At 62.0% G+C, this 21,612-nt stretch carries 16 protein-coding genes; 8 read left to right on the forward strand and 8 right to left on the reverse strand.

The window, feature by feature from the left end:
- Nucleotides 1-716 (reverse strand): HlyD family secretion protein (locus AC1DK4_RS09235; protein WP_477131492.1); only part of this gene is annotated, 716 nt, incomplete at its 3' end.
- Between the two features lie 12 nt (nucleotides 717-728).
- Nucleotides 729-2,354: an MFS transporter gene (locus AC1DK4_RS09240; protein WP_441624391.1), complete on the reverse strand. Its 1,626-nt coding sequence runs from the start codon at nucleotides 2,352-2,354 to the stop codon at nucleotides 729-731.
- 1,933 nt (nucleotides 2,355-4,287) lie between these two features.
- Here AC1DK4_RS09240 and AC1DK4_RS09245 point away from each other — a divergent pair.
- The 4 genes from AC1DK4_RS09245 to AC1DK4_RS09260 all read left to right on the forward strand — a co-directional run bounded on the left by AC1DK4_RS09245 (nucleotide 4,288) and on the right by AC1DK4_RS09260 (nucleotide 9,072).
- Nucleotides 4,288-4,983 carry a GlxA family transcriptional regulator gene (locus tag AC1DK4_RS09245; RefSeq protein WP_441624393.1) on the forward strand — a complete coding sequence of 232 codons (696 nt, stop codon included), beginning with the start codon at nucleotides 4,288-4,290 and terminating at the stop codon, nucleotides 4,981-4,983.
- A gap of 302 nt (nucleotides 4,984-5,285) precedes the next feature.
- The gene (gene ilvB, locus AC1DK4_RS09250) at nucleotides 5,286-7,088 is read left to right on the forward strand and encodes a biosynthetic-type acetolactate synthase large subunit (protein WP_477131512.1); all 1,803 of its coding nucleotides are present in this window, start codon (nucleotides 5,286-5,288) and stop codon (nucleotides 7,086-7,088) included.
- Between the two features lie 104 nt (nucleotides 7,089-7,192).
- The gene (locus AC1DK4_RS09255) at nucleotides 7,193-7,492 is read left to right on the forward strand and encodes an ArsR/SmtB family transcription factor (protein WP_441613828.1); all 300 of its coding nucleotides are present in this window, start codon (nucleotides 7,193-7,195) and stop codon (nucleotides 7,490-7,492) included.
- Between the two features lie 503 nt (nucleotides 7,493-7,995).
- Entirely contained in the window at nucleotides 7,996-9,072 is a 1,077-nt protein-coding gene (locus tag AC1DK4_RS09260) for a GlxA family transcriptional regulator (protein ID WP_441613829.1), read from the forward strand.
- 43 nt (nucleotides 9,073-9,115) lie between these two features.
- Here AC1DK4_RS09260 and AC1DK4_RS09265 read toward each other — a convergent pair whose 3' ends face one another.
- The 3 genes from AC1DK4_RS09265 to mug form a co-directional block, all read right to left on the reverse strand.
- A complete protein-coding gene (locus tag AC1DK4_RS09265) occupies nucleotides 9,116-10,111 on the reverse strand; it encodes an SLAC1 anion channel family protein (protein ID WP_441649748.1) in 996 nt (331 codons plus the stop codon).
- A 215-nt stretch (nucleotides 10,112-10,326) separates the two neighbouring features.
- Nucleotides 10,327-10,905 (reverse strand): hypothetical protein, encoded by a 579-nt coding sequence (locus tag AC1DK4_RS09270; protein WP_441649749.1) that lies wholly within the window; start codon nucleotides 10,903-10,905, stop codon nucleotides 10,327-10,329.
- Nucleotides 10,906-10,977: 72 nt separating this feature from the next.
- Nucleotides 10,978-11,520: a G/U mismatch-specific DNA glycosylase gene (gene mug, locus AC1DK4_RS09275; protein ID WP_441613832.1), complete on the reverse strand. Its 543-nt coding sequence runs from the start codon at nucleotides 11,518-11,520 to the stop codon at nucleotides 10,978-10,980.
- Between the two features lie 743 nt (nucleotides 11,521-12,263).
- On the opposite strand from mug, the gene AC1DK4_RS09280 reads away from it, so the two are divergent.
- Entirely contained in the window at nucleotides 12,264-13,913 is a 1,650-nt protein-coding gene (locus AC1DK4_RS09280; RefSeq protein ID WP_441649750.1) for a methyl-accepting chemotaxis protein, read from the forward strand.
- Between the two features lie 39 nt (nucleotides 13,914-13,952).
- On the opposite strand, the gene AC1DK4_RS09285 is transcribed toward AC1DK4_RS09280, so the two are convergent.
- On the reverse strand, nucleotides 13,953-15,404 hold the full coding sequence (locus tag AC1DK4_RS09285; protein ID WP_441649751.1) for a heavy metal sensor histidine kinase: 1,452 nt from the start codon (nucleotides 15,402-15,404) through the stop codon (nucleotides 13,953-13,955).
- The gene (locus AC1DK4_RS09290) at nucleotides 15,404-16,078 is read right to left on the reverse strand and encodes a heavy metal response regulator transcription factor (RefSeq protein ID WP_441613835.1); all 675 of its coding nucleotides are present in this window, start codon (nucleotides 16,076-16,078) and stop codon (nucleotides 15,404-15,406) included. The genes AC1DK4_RS09285 and AC1DK4_RS09290 overlap by 1 nt, the downstream gene beginning before the upstream one ends.
- Before the next feature lie 849 nt (nucleotides 16,079-16,927).
- Here AC1DK4_RS09290 and AC1DK4_RS09295 point away from each other — a divergent pair.
- The 3 genes from AC1DK4_RS09295 to AC1DK4_RS09305 all read left to right on the forward strand — a co-directional run bounded on the left by AC1DK4_RS09295 (nucleotide 16,928) and on the right by AC1DK4_RS09305 (nucleotide 20,779).
- Nucleotides 16,928-17,725: a transcriptional regulator gene (locus AC1DK4_RS09295; RefSeq protein WP_441649752.1), complete on the forward strand. Its 798-nt coding sequence runs from the start codon at nucleotides 16,928-16,930 to the stop codon at nucleotides 17,723-17,725.
- 701 nt (nucleotides 17,726-18,426) lie between these two features.
- Nucleotides 18,427-19,698 carry an MFS transporter gene (locus AC1DK4_RS09300; protein ID WP_441649753.1) on the forward strand — a complete coding sequence of 424 codons (1,272 nt, stop codon included), beginning with the start codon at nucleotides 18,427-18,429 and terminating at the stop codon, nucleotides 19,696-19,698.
- A gap of 424 nt (nucleotides 19,699-20,122) precedes the next feature.
- Nucleotides 20,123-20,779: an LLM class oxidoreductase gene (locus AC1DK4_RS09305; RefSeq protein WP_441649754.1), complete on the forward strand. Its 657-nt coding sequence runs from the start codon at nucleotides 20,123-20,125 to the stop codon at nucleotides 20,777-20,779.
- Nucleotides 20,780-20,958: 179 nt separating this feature from the next.
- On the opposite strand, the gene AC1DK4_RS09310 is transcribed toward AC1DK4_RS09305, so the two are convergent.
- The gene (locus tag AC1DK4_RS09310) at nucleotides 20,959-21,420 is read right to left on the reverse strand and encodes a MarR family winged helix-turn-helix transcriptional regulator (protein ID WP_441649755.1); all 462 of its coding nucleotides are present in this window, start codon (nucleotides 21,418-21,420) and stop codon (nucleotides 20,959-20,961) included.
- Between the last annotated feature and the right edge of the window lie 192 nt (nucleotides 21,421-21,612).

The following is a 21,612-nucleotide window of genomic DNA, read 5'->3' on the forward strand; positions in this document are numbered from 1 at the left end:
GCGCCGGGCGTCACAAATGCGCCGACCCGCGCCGAGCGCCTGCCAACCTTGCCGTCCACCGGTGCATGGATTTCCGTATAGGACAGATTGAGATTCGCCAATTCCTGAGCCGCCTCGGCGCGCATCAACGTGCTGGCCGCCTTGTCGCGCTGAGTGCGCAGCACGTCGAGGTTCTGCTCAGTCGTGCTCAACGCGGCGCGGTCATGGGACTGCCGCGCAAGCTGCTCGGCGAGCGCGCTTGAAGCGTGTTGTTGTTCCTGCGTGGTTCCCGCTCCCGCTTCGGAGAGATTCTGGTAGCGCGAGGCGTTCGCTCGCGCAAAGTCGAGCGACGCCTGGTCGGAGCGAAGCGTGGCGCGCGCCTGCTCGACGAGCGAGGGGTGCCGCGCAATCTCGGCGTCGTAGTTTGCTATGGATGCCTTGGCTGCCGCCACGTCAGCCTGCGCACTCGACAATGCGGCCCGGAAATCGCGGTCATCGATACGTACCATCAATTGCCCGGCCTTGACCCACTGATTGTCGTTGACCAGTACCTCGGAAACCTGGCCAGCGATACGCGGCGCCACGAGCGTGAAGTCGGCCGAGACGTAGGCATCATTTGTGGATTCGGTATCCGAGCCGCCAAGAAACCGAATGCAGGCCCATACAGCGATGGCGACGGCAATGACAAGCGCGGCAATGCTAACAATTTTGAGAGGAGATCGTGTGGCGGATGACATGAAAATCGTCCCTTAGTGAGAAGAGGGCGGCGTAGTGCACCATGGGGGATAGATACGCACGGGTAGTATCGGAACAAGAACAAGAAGGGCGACGGCGACGCCTGCCATCACACGATAGAGATCGGCCGAGGTCAGTACCACGGCCTGCTCGTGGATCCGGTGTGCGAGTTGACCGAGACTATGGGTCGCATCGATGCTATAGCTCGTCACCAGCGCGTTGTTGCCCAACTGGTCCACGAGCATGTTCGAATGAAAACGTTCGCGATCTGTACCCAATCCTTCGATAAGACCCGTCGCCACAGCAGCGAAGAAAGTCTTGACCGAGTTGAACATAGCCGAAGCGAACGGGCCTTCCGCTGGCGGCAAGCCCGTCGTGACGCCCATCAGGATCGCCATGATCACCATCGGTTGCGCAACGATCTGTAGTGACTGAAGCAGGTAGAAGTTCTCGCGAACCCACTCGGAGGTCATGAAGCTCCCCATCAGGCACGTCGCGACCATGAGAGAAAGCCCGACGGCCATGACCCATCTATGGTCAACGCGCCGAAGATTCATGAAGGCGGCAGTCAGAGGAAGCGCAACCAATAGCGGGATCGCGACCAGCAACGACAGGGGTGCCGTTTGCAGTGGCCTGTACGCGTGGATGGTGGCGAGATACTGGCCCGGTATGGCGGCGACACCGATCAGCAGTATCACCGCGCCCGCGAGTGTCGTGAGTCCGTGCGCGAAGTTCCTTCGTGAAAGCAGCTGGAGCTTGAAAAAAGGAAGCGGGTGAAACCACTCGTTGACGAGGAAGGCCACAAGCAAGAACGTCCCGCCAAAAAACATCACGCGAATGAACTCGGAATTCAGCCAGTCAAGACGATCACCTTGCAGGAGACCGATCACGAGCATGGCGACCGCCGGGAGTCCCGTGAGGAATCCGGTCCAGTTGAATGAACGGAGTCGTTCGAGTTTGAGCGGATCCGGCGGAAGCCCCTGCTGGATCGCCAGGCAGCACGCTACGCCAAGCGGCACGATTTGCCAGAAGACCATTTGCCAGCCGACATACTCTGTCCACAATGCCGCGAGCGGTGCGCCGAGCGCCGGCCCGAAGGTCGCAGTGAGTGCATACCCGGCGAGCCCGTACAGCTTGACCTTCGGGGGAAGATAGCGCAGCGCCACAATAATCAGCATGGGCGGGAGGCATCCGCCGGCGATCCCCTGGAGGACACGCAGCACATATAGCGTAAGGAGGTTCGGTGCGAAGGGGCAAAGGATCCCGAACAGCATCGTGGCGAGCACGGCGCCGATCGTGAACCGCTTCAGCGTGAAGGTGATCCCGAACCACGGAGCAAACACCATGGTGGCGACGTTAGCCGCCTCGAACAACGTGGTCAGCCAGGTCCCGTCGTCACGTCCGATCGAGAACGCTCCCCGGATATCGGCCAACGCTACCGCGGTGACCTGTTCGTTGAGGATCGCCAGTAGGGACGCGAGCAGCATCCCGATCAGGCCGACGGCGAGACGAAGCGATAGCGAGGCTTGTGCGGGCGTTGGCTGGACAGGAGGGGCCACCTCTTGCTCGGGAACCGGTGCGGGCGGTTCTACGATCGTCAGCTCTTCCGTTCCAGTTGTTGAAGGGTCGGCGGTGGTCATAAGGGTCCTACTAGCTACTCGTGTTCAAGAGGTCATCACATTTGGAAACCACAGCCAGACGCCACGCGCTCACAAGGTTCCAAGATCCGTTCTGGAATAAATCGAGGCAATGACCCCAGCTTTTTGTTAAGTCATTTCGCTCAACGTGTTTTCGCTTTTTGCCGTCGCGTAACCAGTCAACGAATTCTACGAGGCGGGCCAGACCTCTGATAGCGTAAACAGGCGATGTTCTGGGCCATTCTGTTCGTGAATCTTGCCAACATATCCGTCCGGGGCGCGACGAGGTTGAAATAGGGAACCCGCGCCCCGTTTCGAAGCCGGATAAACGCTGCAATTTGCGAAACAGTCAGTTCATCTCCTGCGCAATTAAGCGCGAATTCAAGCTTGCACGACGACGAACCACGAAGATCGATATCGGGTCGCAACCGGCTCAGGCTTCAGGCTGCACCTCGTCAAGAAATTGCGATGCCTCCCGGCGAACAAACCTTCCGTACTCCTCGGAGCACCCCGGTGTCCGCAGGCGGGTCTTCCGGCAGCTTCGCGCCTCGTTCGGACAGTGCCGCGGCTGCCTGGTGTTTGGCCAGCCAAACGATGTGATGTAAAGAAGCCGCATCCCGGCGCTGCTGGCAAGCTTCGTTGCCGTGTCGTAGTCAAGCGGTGCATTCACTGTAGGGGATAGACGGTGCTTCCCGAAGCCCGGCAGGTCGGGTATCGGGCCAATGTGTTTGCGTATCCCGCCTCGGTAACTGTGGATGCCTGGGTGGCGCATTCGCGCCGCGCTATGCGAGCGTCTGCGTCAATATCATGCCGAAGTGCTCGACGGAAGACTCCAGTCCGTTCTGACGGCATTCGAACCCGAATCAACGCGTGTGAACTTGCCTGACGTGGGGGGCGTGGCCCCTGCGCGCGCCGCCGGGTGCCTATTGTTGTAAGTGGATGCTTCGTATTGCGGAAGGCGCCAGCTTTCCAGGAAAAGCAATTAGCCGGCCAGATAAACGACGCGTCGGGATTCGATAGCTTCTATCCGCAAGGTCGCGCTATCGTCGATGCCGCACGGATACCCGGTTTGATTCCAGGTAGCTTCACCGGGAATCCCGGTGCGGGGATCTCCATAACGGGGATCTCCATAAGATTGAAGCGAATCGGCGCGATTCGCGAACGCACGAGACGTTGCGAAGCGACTGGCTTGTCGGCCCTGCCATAGATCCACGGCCACATCCAGCAGTGTGAAAGCACCGTGGTCGATATTGACGAGCGACGAATGCAGCTTAGCGCAGCAACCGCATGGCAAGGATGTCGTAGCCGGCAAATGACTTTTGCGTCCGTGTAAGAAGACGAAGCGCATACGGCAAAGCCCAAGTGGCGCTCGATGGCCAATGCGATGGACACGGTAGGACGCATGGCGGTTCCGTCGATACGACGTGGCCCAAATCTCACATCGATTGGCCAGCCATGGCGCCATGTGCGTGTTTCCGCTGCCGTGTCGACTCACTAGACTTGCCTTGGGGAATGCGGCTGGGAACCTGACCCAGGCGTGGCAGGAAACCGCAGAAGCCCTGGTTGCGCCTCGGGCTAGCCAGGATGGGGCGATCGCCGCCTCGCCATATGTCGCGGTCGAAGTCTGGGCCGGATCCCAAGCAAGGACGGATTCATCATGTTGATTCGGGAACGCCAGGCCTCTTTCTTGTCCGGGGGAAGCGCCCTTGATGTCGAGGGGCAAGCTGAGTTTTATTTGGCCGACCCTGCGCCGGTCACGGGTGCGTGGCGTGCATGGAGCCTCATCGGGCCGCAGCTGCGCGAGATCGTGCGTTCCGGTGCAGGGCTGCTGCATGCGGGGCCGCCCGCATCCGCCGCGACCGTACCCGGCTACCACGCTGCGTACGTGGCGAGGCGGGGCGCGTTTGCTTCGAACGCATTCGCGGAGTAACGGCGCATGCGTGTCGCGATGATGCTGTATGCCGGATTTCGCTTGTTCGAGGTGGCCGGCCCGATGGATGTGTTTCACGAGGCAAACCGGGTGTGGGGCGGAAAATTCTACGAGCAGCATCTCGTCGGGGCGTCGCCCGGGCCTGTCGTATGCTCAAACGGCATGGCGGTGCGCACGACAGAGTGCCTGTTGGATGTGCACACGCCGTTCGACCTTATCGTGGTACCTGGTTCCCCGCTCGCCGGCCTGGGGCATGAGCATCGGGACTTGGTGGATTGGCTCAGCGATGCCGGGCGCAAGGCGGGAAGGCTCGCATCCGTGTGCAACGGCGCCTTCTTGCTCGCGCGTGCCGGTCTTGCCGACCACCGCTGGTTGACCACGCATTGGCGCGACGCGCAACGCCTCGCAACCGAGCATCCCCTGGTACACGTCATGACCGATCTAAGCTGCCTGAAGGACGGTAACCTGTATTCGTCGGGCGGCGTGGGCGCCGCCATTCATCTGGCCCTGGCCCTGGTCAGGGAGGACCTTGGCGAAATCGTAGCGGGAAGCGTCGACAAAGCGTTGTTGACGCCGTCGGGCTGGAGCGCGAAGCGAGCCCATCCGATGCCGCATTCCCTCCCGCGCGGATGCGACGGCGATGGCCCGGATGGCGACGTCACGGTCAGTCATGGCCCAAATGCGATCCATTTTGGCCCGTGAACGGGCTTCTTGGCTGAGCGCGCGGCTCCGATCGTTGGCAGAATGGTTGCCACGATCCTCACAATTCTTCCAGAAGCACATCAAGAAAGTGCTGGGTGGACTGGGCCAGGACGGAGAACCCGTCGAAGCAATCGTCCATGAGCTGGTGCCGAACATACGCTGTTCTCGAGTTGGATGGGAAATCGCCCTTTGATCTTGGTCGCTGATATTGTCAGCGCCGGTTTCCATGCGAGCCAGCCGTGACCCGAACCCCGCACGTTGTTTCACCCATCTCCCTGAAGCCAGCGCACGCAAGCGAATCGATGTCGGGTGCCGACATCATCCTGCGTGTCCTCAGCGAGCAGGGCGTCGATACCGTATTTGGATATAGCGGCGGCGCCATCTTGCCGACCTACGACGCTGTTTTCCGTTTCAACGAAATGCACGAGGGARACCCCGAGCGTCAGATCAAGCTCGTGGTACCCGCCAATGAACAGGCCGCGGGCTTCATGGCCGCCGGTTACGCGCGCGCCAGCGGAAAAGTCGGCGTATTCATGGTGACCTCCGGCCCGGGCGCGACGAACGCGGTGACGCCGATCGCCGACTGCAACGGGGATTCGGTCCCGGTCGTSCTGATATGCGGGCAGGTGCCGCGTGCCGCGATCGGCACCGATGCCTTCCAGGAAGCGCCCGTCTTCAACATCATGTCGGCGTGCGCCAAGCAGGTCTTCCTGGTGACCGATCCGGCGAAACTGGAATACACACTGCGGACCGCGTTCGAAGTGGCGCGCACCGGTCGTCCGGGCCCGGTTGTGGTGGATGTGCCGAAGGACATCCAGAACTGGACGGGGCCCTATCATGGGCAAGGTACCTTRCMGTTCCGCGGCTACTCCGATCGTCTTCGCATGGTCGCAAAAGGCGCTCGTCTGGACGAGAAAAAGCGCACCGAATTCTTCGATCTCCTGGGGCAGAGCAAGCGGCCGCTGCTGTATGTCGGTGGCGGCGTGATCACGGCCGGCGCAACGGCKGAACTGCGTCGATTCTCCGAGCGCTACGGGATCCCCGTCGTAACGACGCTCATGGGCCTTGGCGCGATACCGGCGAAACACGAGCTGTGTCTTGGCATGCTCGGKATGCACGGTGCCGCCTGTGCGAACTACGCGGTGGAGGATTGCGATTTCCTGATTGCGGTGGGTGCGCGATTCGATGACCGGGTCGCCGGCGGGCGCCCGGATGCCTTTGCTCCCGGTGCGCGGCATGTCGCGCATATCGATATCGACGAGGCGGAGATCAACAAGGTCAAGCGGACSCACTGGAGTCACATCGGCGATGCGAAGAGCGCRCTGCTGTCATTGATGGAACACGCGCCGGCCGCGCGATCGCCCTCGGACTGGCTCAGCCAGGTGATCGAGCTGAAGCGGACCTATGGCATGAATTACGACAGAAACAGCGCCGCGATTCAGCCGCAGTTCGTGATCGAAAAGCTCAGCGARATMACGGCCGGCCAAGCCATCATCAGCACGGGTGTCGGCCAGCACCAGATGTGGGCCGCGCAGTTCTTCGAGTTCGTCGAGCCTCGCAGCCTTCTGACGTCGGGCAGCATGGGAACGATGGGCTTTGGGCTGCCGGCGGCGATCGGTGCCCAGCTGGCGCGCCCGGACGCGCTGGTGATCGATATCGATGGCGATGGCAGCATCCGGATGAATATTGGCGAGCTGGAGACCGCGAGCACGTACGGGGTTCCGGTCAAGGTGCTGCTGCTCAACAATCGCGGCGACGGGATGATCCGGCAGTGGCAGCGTCTCTATTTCGAGGGGCGATTTTGCGTAAGCGACAAGGCGCTGCATCGCAAGGATTTCGTGATGGCGGCACAGGCCGACGGGTTCGAATTTGCGCGTCGCGTGGAAACGATAGGCGAGATCGAAGRCAGCCTCAGGGCGTTCGTGGAGTTTGACGGACCCGCCTTGCTCGAAGTGATGATCGACGAGAACGCCGACGTGTTTCCGATGGTGGGACCGGGCCAGAGCTACGCGAGCATGCTCACGGGACCGTTCATTCCGTCCCGCTCCGGGCAGGAAACGGGMAATCAGGGGGCGGGGCGCCAGGATGCTGCGGATATGTTCTGACGACGCTGCGCTCCGGCGCGGCACAAGCCGATACGGGCGCTGCGTCCSGCARGCTGCGCWCGCGGCGCCATTTCGCTACTKTCTCCCCGTCCTGGCTGAACTCCATGATTGACGCGAACCTGATTCATAAAGCCCTCGCGAACCGCTTCCGGCGTCAGATCCTGGCGTGGCTGAAGACGCCGAACGAGGTCTTCGTACAGGGCTACATCGATCTTGGTCATGGCGTGCCGTCGACTGTGATTCACGCRCGYAGTGGCCTGTCGCAGTCGACCGTATCGGCGCATGTCGCAACGTTGGTCGAGGCCGGCCTTCTTGTTCAGACCCGGGTGGGGCAGTGGATCCTCCTCTCTCGGAATGAAGAAGTGATACGCGCCTTTGCCAGGCAGATCAGCTTGCATCTGTAGGCGCCGGCCTTGTCGATCGGAGGGGCGGACGTACTGCCCTCGCGAGTCACCGGGCCTTGTTCATAGGCGACCGGTAGGAGCGTTTGCCCGTCTTCCTGAGCGAAGCCGTATTGCAATCGCATCTGTTCAGCCTCATCTACCTGTAACTGTGCGTCGGCGGCTGCAGGCTCCGACCGGAATGGCGAGAATGAACGGAGCGGTCATACGACCCCGTTGACTGCCGGGATTCCGGTGTCCAGATCGACGTGGGCCTGCTTGTATGTAAATACGCTTTTCAATGACAATTAATCCGGTCCAGTCACGGCCCCAGGGGGCACGCCGTCGGACGAACATCTGATATTCTGAGCAAACTTGCATAGATTTGAGCGCGTCGGCGGCCATGCATTCCATAGTGCACTTGGCAAAGCCACCGGTTGGTTGACTTTGTTCGAACAACCCTTACAGCAGCGCCCAGGATGGCGTAGCCGTTACGCCGGTATAGAAGTGAACGAACAGATCCATTGATGAAACTCGCTGTTGTCGTGTTTGATGGAGTACAAGCGCTAGACATTGCTGGCCCGATGGATGTATTCGCGGAGGCCAACGCACTATTGCCACCCCATAAGCGGTACGAGATTTCATTGGTGGGCGTGCGCCCCGATAGCGTCACCTGTTCGAACGGCATGGAAATTAGTGTGCCGGTGGACTATCGCAACTATTCCGACGATTGCGATCTCCTGTTGGTGGCAGGGGGGCCGCGTGCTCCGGAGATGCGTCCCGACCCGGATTTCCTGTCGTGGCTTCACGATAAAGCGCTGACCACGCAGCGGTTCGGAGCGGTTTGCAACGGCGTATTTCTGCTTGCGCACGCCGGGCTCCTTGATGGACGGGAAGTCACTACGCATTGGTCCGAGACCAAGCGACTCCAGGAGCATTTTCCGCGTGCCTTCGTGCGGCCAGACAAGATCTTTGTCCGTGACGGCAGCTTGTTCACGTGTGGTGGCGTCACCGCCGGCATCGACCTGTGCCTCGCATTGGTCGCCGAAGACCTGGGTCACGCGCTCGCGGTGAAGGTTGCGAAGCGCCTGATTGTCTATATTCGCCGGGACGGCGGACAATCTCAGTACAGTCCATACCTCGCTGTCGGCCCGGAGGAAGACTCCATCGTCAGCAAGGCGCTGCGGTACGTCAACGACCATATCGCAGATGCCTTCTCGATCGAGGAATTGGCGGACGCGGTAGGCGTGAGCCGGCGCACGTTCAGCCGCACCTTTGCGAAGCACGCCAAGGTTGCCCCTTCTGTCTTTGTCGAGCAGGTACGCGTCGACTTCGCCAGGAAGTTGCTCGAGCAGACGGATGTGCCTCTCAAGACGATTGCGTTCAGGAGTGGATTCCATAGCTCCACGCACATGCGGATGATCTTTTCGCGACGCCTCGACATCACACCCAAGCAGTATCGCCAGCGCTTCCAGGAGAACGAGGGTGGGTCAGGCGATATTGCGGACCAAAGCAGCCACAACAAGCATCCGCTGCCGGGCAAGCTGCGTCGGGACGATATTCGGATCACGTCATCGCGCGAAGTTGCTATCGCTAAACGCTGAATTGCGCGGCCCCGCTTCCTGAACCTCGTCTGCCATAGCCGGATCATCCGCCGGATAGCAAGTCACCGCTGAACACAATCCGCATGGTCCGCACGAAGAGCACGACGATCACCACGGACAAGAACGCGAGCAGAAGAATCGCCAGCACGGTAATCGGCCAGACACGAACCGTGTCCGCGTATTTCAATGCGGCGCTCGTCAATGCCGCAACCGGAAAGCTGACGCCCCACCAGCCCGCGGCAAACGGAATGCTCCGACGGAACACCTTGAAGACCAAGGTAAAGAAAAGGAACAATCCGAAATAGAACAGGACCGCCGCGAACACATCAACTCTTTGCGTGAAATTCGTGTAGGCCAGGAACCCCACTTCGAACGGAGCGATGAGGATCATGAGCGAGGGAATCATGCCGCTCGCCAACTTCTCATGATGAATCAGCCGGGACACAATCATGGTGAAGAACACAAGAGCAAGAATGGTCCCGACGGCCAGGGAGAAGATATTGAACTCGTGCGCCCACGGCATGGACATCGTTCCCCCCGCCACGGCGATATCGAGCGTCGCGACGCCGGGGATCAGCCACGCCGGCAGTGCATGCCCGGAATCGATCTTTCCGCGGAAAAGCCGGCTGACAATAGTGAACGCGAGGGCGATGGTGCCGATGGCGCCAATGGTCCAGACGACTTCCGCCGTTGCCTGACTGGCCTGGCCGATGATCGAAGAGATCAGCAAGACCGCGATAGGCACCGTACCGAAGAAGTTTCCGGCAATTGGATGCCGAAACTCATGCATCACGGCATCCGGATACTTTGCGATCTTCACCGCGTACGAGACTGCCAGAATCAGAAACGCGATCACCGCCAAGAGTCCGATCACACCAGAGATGATCGGGCTGACGCCATACTGATTGGCGGCCAGTCGCCAGGCAAGCGAAAGCCCGGAAATACCCATGACCGAGGCAAAGAGATTCACCGGAAGATGCTTCACCGACATCTCACGTTTCTCAATTGCGTGCTTGGCGGGTGGTTGTAAAGCCTGCATCGATTCTCCTCAGTAAATGGCCGTACCACGGAATCGCAGCGACGTAGCGATTTGGGGAGTATAAGTTCGGATGCAGAGCGGAGTTCCTCCCGCGCAAGGCTGTTTGGGGCCAAATTATTCTAGTTTCTGGCCACCATGAACCACGGAAGTAAGCCAGGCACATCGGCCCGATCGGCGTGGATGCTCAGGCCTTCCGTGACGGGGTGGTACGAATGTCATGCAAATCGAAGCGAGGTCAGTGTCTCGATGTCAGCACGCGTTGCGCCGGCCATGGCTTCGACGAATGTCACGCCTTCGCCGGTGACATCGATGACAACCGAGTCGGAGATGATTCTGTAGGGGACACCATCGTTCTCGCCGTCCATCAGGGAACCGGCCATGTCCTTGATCCCGCGAGCCGATCCAAGCAGGAGTACAACCCGCTTGGCCCCGCTGCCGATCGCCCAGCGGGCAATCGCAACACCATCTCCATGCTTGCCGCTTGCGTCGATGATCGCCATGTCCATGGACGGGCTGGTCATTTCGGCGAATGAATCGGTGGAGTGATATACCTCCCTCTGCCGGGCATCGCCGTGCCGTTGCCGACTGCCAGCGATGAAGCCCGCATCCATGAAATCGTCCGTCGGATACGACATCATGCCTGGCACGCCGTCATGAACATGCAACCAGACTTCGGTATCCGTCGGAACCCGACTTGCTACCGCCGCCGGCAAACCGGGGCCCAGGTAGACAAATTCTCCATCCTTGAGATGCGTTGCTGCGCGCTCAAGCATCTGCTCGGTCGTCCATACCATCTTGCACTACCTCCTGTTCATCTTGAACTGCCGCTGTTTGCCGGACACCGCAAGGAAATCCTCATCGCCGGCCTAACTCTCCGCGGCGAGGCGGAACTCGCCGTAGGCGTCAACCAGGTCGGCGAGACTGAAGCCACGGTTTCGGCCGCTTGGGTTCGGCAATACCCATACCTTCGAACTGCTTATTGGCTGCCGCTGTGGCCCCCAACTGACCACCCGCTGCCCGGTCATGGCCGCATAGGCGGCCTTACCCAGGAATGCGATATAGGCCGGACTGAAGCGTTCGAGCTTCGCTGCCAGCTGCGGCGAACCACCGACATACTCCTCGTGCGAGAGTTCGCTCGCACTGGCTGTTGGGCGGCTCACCGCGGTTGCCAGACCGTATCCATACGAAAGCAACAGATGACAATCCGCGGGCCTGAGCTCGCGGTCGGTGAACCCTGCGAGATGGATCGCCTGCCAGAAGCGGTTCCCGTGGCCGGCAAAGTGAAAGCCGGTCATCGCTGCCTGCAACCCGGGATTCAATCCGCAGAACACGCCCGAAAGCCCCGGCCTCATCATGTCCTGCAGGGGCCCGGAAGGTTCTTGCGCCGGGACCAGGTGGGGATGCGTCATTTCTCTGTCCTTCGCCCTCGCCGCGGGCAACCTGAACATGCAGGAATCCGACTGGCCTTCCCGCCCGCCGCATCGGCGACAGGGCGCGGCGGGTTTTTCAACTATAGAGAAGGCCCGTAGCCCGGGGCGTTGAAGATAGGCCAGAAGCTGGCCATAGTTTGTCGCTTGTCGGCCATTGGGGTTTCTCGCTCACATGGCCTCCCGGCCTGGGACGGCGCCCGGCGACTGGCTCATAGCCGCTGCTGCGCGACATGTCTAGTCCTACTAAGGTTGGGGGAAATTCGTTTCGGCTTGCGTCGATATCCCATACAGACACGGCCGCCCCGATCTTCTGCTGTCTTTTTCCCCGCGGCAACAAGCTTCCGACGGGCGGCTTCCAAACGCGCCGATGGAGAGCATCCGGGGCAGTTTGCAGAAGTGAAGCGGTGCACCACCACCGGTACGCAACGCGCACCCGGCCACTGCTTCCATTCGAAGGTATATCGAGATCCTCTACAAGCGGCGGCGGCAAGCGAAACTCGAATGCCGAACCACGGGGGAAGTCGCCGCTAAATACCGTAGCCAGCAGGTTGCGGCATATATCGGGCATGAATCGGATCGCGCATATATCGGCTGTGTCGGGAAGGAGACGCCCGCCATGCGGATTCCTGCGGGACGTCTGGCCGTGAATTTAACAGCATCGTCTCCCGGCCAAAGGTCGAGAGACGGTCCGAATTGCCGATACCGTATTTCAAGAAGCAACCATGAACGAAAATCGAAAACTCACCCTCAATCAACGGCTCTGGATCCCTTTCGGGCTGATATGGCTGGCGATGATTGGCATCGTTACTTACGAGGCATCAGTCACTCGCGCGGAGCAGTTTGCCGGTCGTCAGCGCGAAATGCAGAGCATTGCTGAAGCCGCGGCCAGCATTCTCGTGGCAATCGAGAAACAGGCCGCGAGCGGTAGCATGTCGATGGAGGAAGCCCGGAAGCAGGCGAAGGAGAGGCTTAGGCCAATCCGCTTCGGTGTGGATGGCTATGTTTCGATTACGGACTTTTCCGGTCGGTCGATCATGCATCCGTTCAAGCCGGAGAACGAGGGCCAGGACATGAGCGGGCTAAAGGACCCGACCGGCAAGGCCATCTACGTCGAGATTGCCAAGGTTGCCCGCGACCAGGGCGGCGGCTTCGTGAGCTATATGTGGGCCAAGCCGGGAGCAAGCGAGCCGGTGCGTAAGCTCAGCTACGTAAAGCCGTTCAATGCATGGAAGTGGACTGTCACTACAGGCGCCTACATAGACGATATCGAGGCGACTTTTCGCGAGGAGCTTCTTCACTCCATCGTGCTGCTGGTCTTCCTGGGGGGCGCCGCGACCTTGCTTGCCGGTTGGCTATTGCGTAGCGTTCACCGTGAGCTGGGCGGAGAGCCGGCCTATGCCGCCTCGATAACGAGCAGCATTGCGGCTGGTGACTTCACCCGCCACGTAGCGCTTCGCGGGAACGACACCTCCAGCTTGCTCTACGCCATGCAACGCATGCAGGGCAAGCTCGCCGGCACGGTGGCGCAGATTCGTGAGTCGGTGGACTCGGTAGCTACTGCGACCGCCGAAATTGCCGCGGGCAATGCCGATTTGTCCTCGCGTACCGAGCAGCAGGCCGCCTCGCTCGAGGAGACGGCCGCGAGCATGGAAGAACTGACCACCACCGTCCAGCACAATGCGCAGAGCGCTCGCCAGGCGAGCGGGCTGGCAAACAATGCGTCAGAGATCGCGAACCAGGGCGGCGAGGCAGTAGGTGCGGTGGTCAGCACCATGGCACAGATTGCCGAGAGCTCGGGTCAGATCGCCGACATTATCGGTGTAATCGAAAGCATCGCCTTCCAGACCAACATTCTCGCGCTCAACGCTGCGGTCGAGGCGGCGAGGGCCGGGGAACAGGGCCGCGGCTTTGCCGTCGTAGCAGAGGAAGTGCGCAGCCTTGCCCGGCGTTCGGCGACCGCCGCCAAGGAAATCCGCACCCTGATCGGCACTTCCGTCGAGCGCGTCCGGAGCGGATCCGAACTTGTCACACGAGCTGGCTCGACCATGACGGAGATCACGCAATCGATCCGTCGCGTCACTGACATCATGGGTGAGATTGCCGCGGCATCGGAGGAGCAGCGCAGCGGCATCGAACAGGTCAATCGGGCGGTGACACAGATGGACCAGGTCACGCAGCAGAATGCGGCGCTGGTGGAGGAGGCTTCCGCGGCGGCACATTCGCTCGAAGAACAGGCGGCCACGTTGCGGCATGCGGTTTCGGCGTTCCGTATTGCGGAGCAAGCGGACGCTGCCACATTCCCGCGGCAGGCTGATTCCGCATATGCAAGCCATGCGTCCAGTGCGCCAACCCTGAATCGATCGATGCGATAAAGCATCGTCGCCACGAAGGCGGATCATGGTTCGATCGCCTCAGGTACGGTGTTGAGCCGATGCGGAATCCGCCGTGCCTGCCGGGAAGAACAGCCTGAATGCCGTTGTCCCCCCGACTTTGGACTCCACCTCGACGCGCCCGTGATGCAAGTCCATGATGGACTTCACGATGGCCAGACCGATGCCTGCCGACTCTCCCGAGTTGGCGCGGGCCGGATCGCCACGGAAGAAGCGGTCGAATAGCCTGGGCAGGTGTTCTGGCGTGATGCCGGCGCCGGGGTTGCGTACTTCAATGCTGCCGCCTGCCGGCCCCGAGCGCGCCGTCATCACCACCGTCTGCCCGGGGGGTGTGTAGCGGATGGCATTGGCCACCAGGTTGCTGACAGCGCGCCGCAGCAGCAGAGGATCTGCCTGCACCGCGCCACTGCCATCCACCGCGATCGCCACGCCGCGCGCCTCGGCCAGTCCTTCGAAGTAATCGGACAGCGCGCCAAGCTCGCGCGCCAGGTCCAGCCGCGCGGGCTTGACGGCCACGCGGGCGTTCTCCGCCCGCGCGAGAAACAGCATGTTCTCGATCATGCGGGCCAGCCGCTCGTACTCTTCGATATTGGACGCCAGCAGGGCCTGGTATTCGTCGGCGCTGCGTTCGCTCGCCAGTGCGACCTGGCTCTGTCCCAGCAGGTTGCCGATGGGCGTGCGGAAGTCATGCGCAAGATCGGCGGAGAACTGGGAAAGCCGCTCGAAGCCGTCGCGCAGCCGGTCCATCATCTGCTGCAGGGCCGTGGCCAGTTCCTCCAGTTCGGGCGGCAACTGGGCCGGGTCTACCGGCAACTCCAGCCGCCGCACCGTGACCGACGAGGCGCCGGCAGCGATGCGCCGCAGCGGCGCCATGCCGGTGCGCAGCGCCAGATAGCCAAGCGCGGCCACCGCCAGCGTGCCGAGCAGACCGGCCAGCAGCAGCTTGGCGCGGTAGGCGTACAGCATCGTGCTGCGTGCAATGGCGGTCTGGTAGAGCGTGAAGGTCAGCGCTGGCTGTGCTGCGGCGGTTCCGGTACCAGCACCCGCATCCGCGCCCGGCCGTACGAGTGCTCTCACGCCGTGCGCGGGATAGCCTTGCTGCGTGGTCCAGCTGCGTATCGACCCGGGGCCGATCGGCGCATCGGGAGCAAGCGGCGCCAAGGCGGGCGGTGCGTCCGTCCCGGTATTGGCGGCCACCAGCACCCTGCCGTCGGCGCCGTGCACGAGCAGTGTGAATTCGTCGTTGCCGGACACCACGCTGCCGACCTCCTTCCACTCGGCAGCGGCCTGGGTGCTTCGCTCCGCCAGTTCATTGCGCACGCGCGCCGCCTTGCGCAGCAACTCCGCGTCGTCGCGCTCGATCACTTGCGTGGCCAGCGCGCGATAGAGGTAGGCGCCAACGCCGCCGAACACGAGCGCGGCGACCAGGCCAAAGGCGAGCGCCAGGCGGGAGGTGAGCGAAAGCCTGCGCATCAGGACTGCCGGCGCTCCAGCACATAGCCCATGCCGCGCACGGTATGGATCAGCTTGGGCTGGAAATCGTCGTCCATCTTGGCGCGCAGGCGGCGCACGGCCACATCCACCACGTTGGTATCGCTGTCGAAGTTCATATCCCAGACATGGGAAGCGATCTGGGTGCGGCTGAGCACCTCGCTGTGCCGGCGTGCGAGGAAATGCAGCAGGGAGAACTCGCGCGGGGTGAGTTCGATGCGCTGTCCGGCACGCGTGACGCGGTGGCGGATCAGGTCGATCTCGAGGTCTTCGATCTCGATGCGGTCAGCCTCGCGCACCGGGCCGCGCCGCAGCAGCGTGCGCACGCGCGCCAGCAACTCGACGAAGGCGAAGGGCTTGGCGAGATAATCGTCGCCGCCGAGCTCCAGGCCGCGCACGCGATCCTCCACCTCGTCGCGCGCCGTCAGGAACAGCACCGGCGTGTCCTTGCGCTCGCGTAGCTGCTTGAGCACTTCCCAGCCGTTCATGCCCGGCAGCATCACGTCCAGGATGACCAGGTCGTAGCTGACTTCCAGGGCCTGGTGCAGGCCGTCGGTGCCGGTCACGGCCAGGTCGACCACGAAGGCAGACTCGGTGAGTCCCTTGCGCAGGTATTCGCCGGTCTTGGGCTCGTCCTCCACCACCAGAAGTCTCATGCTCGTCCTCGTCTAGCCAATGCCGGCAGGCGTGCAAACGGCGCCTGCATGCCCGGATGATAGTCGCTGGCGAGATAGCCCTGAATGACAAATCTGTAATCGATTCGAAAGCATCCTCCGCCCCGGGCGACACCGGATCCAGGCCGTTGAACGGCTCACGGCAGCCGGCGCGCCTTTGGTCCGGGGGAACGGCGGATGTGGATCACCAGGCTCGCGCCGGGCCATGGCAGTCCGCGGATGGGATGAAAACAGATTCCCCCATCAGGGGGGACAAGAACCTGTGAACTTCTGAAATTCGTCTATTTCTCAGAGATTTTTATGTCAGAAATTAAAACTACAATATATGTATTAAAAATGTCTTGGGTTATAGTTTGCGCGAATCGCCGCATGGTTGTGGCTTCCAGGGCTGTCGCGACCGGATATGCGATTCGCATGGCCGCGACCCGGCCGGGCGCAAAAGGCAATAACTCGCAAGGAGGGGTAGGGCGCCGTCATATATGTCGGTCGTATATGTCAGTCTCATGTGTCAGGCGTATATGTCAGGCGTATATGCCGGTCGTATGTAGTTGGTATTAAATCGGTATCAGGAAAGTACATTCACGTCCTTGGCGGTGTCCAGCACCCATAGCGATCAAGGATCAAGCCGTCCGGAGAAGACAGAACTCGCCGAAGGTACGCCGGGCGCGAGGAGTGCCGTGCAGAGCGGGTTCGAGCCCGCCGCGCGGCATGCACTGGCACGCGCTGCATTCGGGAAATGACCATGGCGGTACGCGAGAGCCGGGAGGCATCTGCGCGGCACGTTTTGGCACGGGTAAATGGGGTCCAAAATCTCAACGGTGAGGGGCATGGATGCAGTACCCAGGGGTATTCACGAGCCAAGAGCTGGACAACTATTTTTCATCCTTCGTCGGCATGGAGGGCGGTAACCCGCGCGCGTCCGTCTGGATCTGCGATCGCAGCCCGCATCCATGGTCCGAGCCGCTGGTGCGGCCGCTGCGGCCACGCACCGAGCCTCCCGCATGGGATGCGGCGTTCCGCCTGCGGCACCGGGATGACATGGAGCGCTGGCTGCATCATCAGCGCATCGCGCGCATCATGGCGGCCGCCCGCGCGCAGGCGCTGGGCGAGCGGCTGGGCGACGATGACTGGAAGCACTATTACCGGGACCGCCTGTACGCGCCCGGCGGCAGCGAGTTCAAGCTGAACCTGTTCCCGTTGCCGGCGCAACTCGACGGCCTGACGCCGTGGTCCAAGGTGTTCCGCGGCCAGTCGGAACTGGTGCCCAAGGACCGCTACCTGAACTTGTGCCGGCAGGGCGGGCGCTTCCGCTTCCTGCAGCAGGCATGCGCGCGCTGGCGGCCCAAGCTGGTGGTCTGCCTCGGCTATCGCCATGCCGAGGACTACCTGCACGCCTTCGGGCTGGAGCACGCGGCCGGCCAGGACCTGCCACTGCAGCCGGCGGACCTGGTGAGGATCCTGCGGGTGTTCGACAAGGACGGCACGACGTGGATCAACTGTCCGGCCCTGGCGGGCAGCGCCGGATTGACCTCCGATGTACTGCTCAACGCATTCGGCCGGCTGTTGGGCACGTGGCTCGCGCCCGCCGACTTCGGCGTGCCGGCCGAGGCGGCCCTGGAGTGCGCCTAGCGCCCTGATCGGTACTGGCATCGAGGCGGTCCGCCGACAAGATGCGGACGCGCCATTCCGTCGGGACATGTGCGCGGCAAGGCGGCCGCCTTGCCGCGCATCGTTCCCCGGCACGCCAGCCAGGGGGCACGGCCCGACCGATTCCCTCTTCCATCCCGCCGGCAAGCCGCACAGGCTCCCGCAATAGCGCCCATCCCCGCCCCGGGCCCCCGCCCCTGATTGCCGGGCGCGGAACGCACTCCTGGCGCCAATCCTCCCAACTTGTCCCGACATGTCCTGGCGGCAGGCCTCGCGCCGGAGCGGCGCCACGCCCGGTTCCCCCGTTTGCCGAATCCGGACGATGACGTCCGGCCGTACTCCGCCCAAGTGCCGAGGTCGCGCGGGTGACGCCGGCTGCGCGGCACGGAACGGAATATCACCCGGGCGGCGCGCTCGCCATATATCGTGAAAAACGAATGTAATTTGCTTTGTATTCTCTTTGAGAGATACTATGCTATGACTATTCACTTTCCTCTCAGAGGGCGGCCGTGATGCATCCGGCAGTGCAATGGGTCAGGCAATGTGGGTCGCTTGCAACTTCGTTGCCCGCGTGCGAACTGGCCAAACGGCTCGCGCGTGAAATGAGCGACGCGTCCGCGGCGTAGCGCGTGTTGCAACACCGAAAGTGACTCCAAGTCAATCTTCAGAACGGCGATGACAATATGAATCCCCCGGAAAACCCACCCACATCGGCGGCGAGACCGCTCGCCAGCACCAGCTACTCAGAGCGCAATGCGCCGTACTGGCGGCGCAATCTCGCCATCTGCGTATTCGGCTCCTTCACCACGCTGGTGAGCCTGAGCATGCTGCTGCCTTTCCTTCCGCTATATGTGCAGCAGCTCGGCGTCGTATCGCCTTCTGCCGTCGTGCAGTGGTCGGGAGTGGCCTTCGGCGCGACCTTTTTCGGTACCGCGATCACCGCGCCGCTCTGGGGGCGTCTCGCCGACCGCTACGGGCGCAAGCCGATGCTGGTGCGCGCAGCGATCGGCATGGCGATCGTGATGTCGCTGATCGGGCTCGCCCACAGCGTCTTCGTGCTCGTCTTGCTGCGCCTGGTCGCGGGCCTGATCGGTGGCTTCGCATCGGCCTCGATTGTCATGATCGGCACCCAGGCGCCGCGCGAGCGTGCCGGCTGGGCGCTCGGCATCCTCTCTACGGGTGCGCTTGCGGGCAATCTGATCGGTCCGCTCGTGGGTGGCTTCCTGCCGGACTGGGTTGGCATCCGTGGCACGTTCTTCGTCGGCGGCGCAATGATCGCGGTGACGGCTCTCCTGGTCATCCTGCTGGTGAAAGAAGATTTTCGCCGCGAGTCCGATGTGAAGAAGCCCTCGGCGTCGGCGGGGCTCTCACCGGCGCCGAACCGCTCTGTCACTGTCACTCTGCTGCTGACCGCAATGATGGTGCTTCTCGCCAATATGTCCATCGAGCCGATCATCACGGTGTATATCGGCAGCCTTGGCGTGCCCACCGACCATCTCGCGCGCGTGGCCGGCATTGTCATGGCGTCCTCCGCGTTAGGCAGCATGCTGACCGCCGCGCGGCTTGGTGCGCTTGCCGATCGCATCGGTGGCTGGAACGTCATCATCGGCTGTCTTCTGGCAACGGGACTGGTCATGGTGCCGCAGGCCTTCGTGACGCAATGGTGGCAACTGGCTATCTTGCGCGGCTTGATGGGAATGACGCTGGCCGGCTTGCTTCCTGCGATTGCCAAGTTGGTGCGGCAATCGGTCGACGAACGGGAATCCGGGAAGATGCTGGGCTATCTGCAATCCGCCCAGTTCACCGGGCAGGTAGTGGGGCCATTGATCGGCGGACAGATCGGCGCGCATGTCGGATTGCATGCGGTGTTCTACGTGACCGGCTTGCTATTGGTTGCGTGTGCCGGCATCAACCAATGGGGCCGGTCTTTCAAGCTGCGGGTCTCCAACGCCTGACAATGCACTGCCGGCGCCTGGCGAGCATCGGGCCCCGCGTTGCACTTCGCGGGGCGATTTGCCGATAGACAGGCAGCATCCCGGTTTCGACGCGAAGCTCCGTGCCCGTGCCTGGCAGCAAGCCGACGATCGCCGGTAGGCATATTGTCCGGCGACGACAGGCCGGCACTGCGCCTCGAACCGCGCGCCTCCAGCACCGGCTGGCGCCTTGCGCCGCACCAGTCAATGGTCCGCCACGCAGCACTTCCTGCCACCGGCAGCGGTGGATCCAATGTCCCGGTTACCGCGATGGAACAACTGAATTGCGGTCGGGGCGGATTATCTTTCCGCGGGAAAAGACAAGAATTCCGGTACCGAGGCGCGCAGCCTCGTCGGCGTGACAGGCACTTGCCGCCCATGAGCCGCGCCCAAACCGGAGTCCATCATGCAAGCAGCACAGTTCTCTCAGCAACCGATCGAGCAGCAGGGCGATATCCCTCACTGGGCCGATGAGCTCCCGGCGGGGACGTGGCTGGAAAGGGCCGCTTTCGAAGAGCTTCCCTATACCTTCGAGCGATTCGCGAATCCTGCGCATTCCGGATACCTCGACACGGTGTGGGGCAGCGCGTATCCGGCCCTGGATAGTGGCTATGGCTACCTCGGCGGCGCGGATGTCATTCCCAAGCCGGTAGCGCGCCGGGTCCCGCTGATTGTCACCGGTCACAGCCAGCAAAGCATCGAATGGATCGCCGAGCATGGAGATGGCTGGATTACCTATCCCCGCAGGCTCGATCTGCAGGCCCAGCTGGTGAAGAACTGGCATGACACGGTGGCGGAAATCGATCCGGCGGCATTCAAGCCCTTTTCCCAGCCTTACCACATCGATCTGGATGCGGACCCCGATCTTGCGCCGGTGCCGATCCATGGCGGGCACAAGCTGGGACGAAAGGCGCTGCTGCGCCACCTGGAGTTCCTCGAGTTCGCCGGCGTGAACCATGTCCTGCTCAACCTCAAGTACGGAAGCCGGCCCGCCGCCGACGTGATGGATGAGCTCGCTACGCACATCGTCCCCCGCTTTCCGGCGCACGAGACGTATCGCTGATGCGTGATTCCACCTGGACCTGACCGCAGTTCAGTGACGGGCGTCATCGCAAATACTCGCTTCTGGCGAATGCGACCTGTCCATGGAACGCACGGGAGGATGAGACGCCGTGGTTCGCGACAGGACTCCGGTCGCGAACCATCGGCGGCAGATGGGCGCCAGTGGCTGACGGGCGCTTGCTAGCCCTTGTCCGGCGTGGCGCTGATGAGATTGTCGCGCAGCGTCGTGACCGCCTTCTGGATATTCCGGAATTCGTCGGGCGCGAGGCCGCAAGCCTCCACGAGGTCCATGCTCAAGCCTGTCTCGCGCAAGCGTCGGCCTGAATCGGTCAGGCTCAGCACAACCTGGCGCTCATCGGCGGCATCGCGTTGCCGGCGGATGTAGCCCATGGCTTCGAGCTTCTTCAGGATCGGTGTCAATGTGTTGGATTCCAGGAAGAGCTTCTCGCCAAGCCCGCTGACGGTCTGGTGGTCCTCTTCCCACAAGGCAATGATGACGATGTATTGCGTATAGGTAAGTCCGAGTGCCTGAAGAATGGGCTTGTAGGCTTTGCCGAAGGCGAGATTGGCCGAATAGATGGCGAAGCAGAGGAAGTCTGCCAGCCTGGGATTGCTGCGCGCGGGTTTGGTCTTGGGTTTCATCGGTGGTTTGTTTGTGTCGCTCTGTATCTGACTGTATCTGGACACATTATATATACATCGTATCCGATCTAATCGGGTTGACTAAATCCGGAAGACCTTCAATAATGCATCGGACGCGATTGAAACGGAACCGACTAAAGTGGCCGGCGCCGTCGAAGCGGTAGTCCCATGCCACCAAACGCCTTTGCCAAG

The sequence above is a fragment of the Cupriavidus sp. 05N38 genome (genome assembly GCF_056397345.1).

Coding starts and splice junctions, on each gene's coding strand:
- AC1DK4_RS09310 (WP_441649755.1), bottom strand. CDS start 21,420: ATGAAACCCAAGACCAAACCCGCGCGCAGCAATCCCAGGCTGGCAGAC.
- AC1DK4_RS09240 (WP_441624391.1), bottom strand. CDS start 2,354: ATGACCACCGCCGACCCTTCAACAACTGGAACGGAAGAGCTGACGATC.
- AC1DK4_RS09285 (WP_441649751.1), bottom strand. CDS start 15,404: ATGCGCAGGCTTTCGCTCACCTCCCGCCTGGCGCTCGCCTTTGGCCTG.
- AC1DK4_RS09290 (WP_441613835.1), bottom strand. CDS start 16,078: ATGAGACTTCTGGTGGTGGAGGACGAGCCCAAGACCGGCGAATACCTG.
- AC1DK4_RS09245 (WP_441624393.1), top strand. CDS start 4,288: ATGCGTGTCGCGATGATGCTGTATGCCGGATTTCGCTTGTTCGAGGTG.
- AC1DK4_RS09265 (WP_441649748.1), bottom strand. CDS start 10,111: ATGCAGGCTTTACAACCACCCGCCAAGCACGCAATTGAGAAACGTGAG.
- AC1DK4_RS09270 (WP_441649749.1), bottom strand. CDS start 10,905: ATGGTATGGACGACCGAGCAGATGCTTGAGCGCGCAGCAACGCATCTC.
- AC1DK4_RS09260 (WP_441613829.1), top strand. CDS start 7,996: ATGAAACTCGCTGTTGTCGTGTTTGATGGAGTACAAGCGCTAGACATT.
- AC1DK4_RS09305 (WP_441649754.1), top strand. CDS start 20,123: ATGCAAGCAGCACAGTTCTCTCAGCAACCGATCGAGCAGCAGGGCGAT.
- AC1DK4_RS09300 (WP_441649753.1), top strand. CDS start 18,427: ATGAATCCCCCGGAAAACCCACCCACATCGGCGGCGAGACCGCTCGCC.
- mug (WP_441613832.1), bottom strand. CDS start 11,520: ATGACGCATCCCCACCTGGTCCCGGCGCAAGAACCTTCCGGGCCCCTG.
- AC1DK4_RS09295 (WP_441649752.1), top strand. CDS start 16,928: ATGCAGTACCCAGGGGTATTCACGAGCCAAGAGCTGGACAACTATTTT.
- AC1DK4_RS09280 (WP_441649750.1), top strand. CDS start 12,264: ATGAACGAAAATCGAAAACTCACCCTCAATCAACGGCTCTGGATCCCT.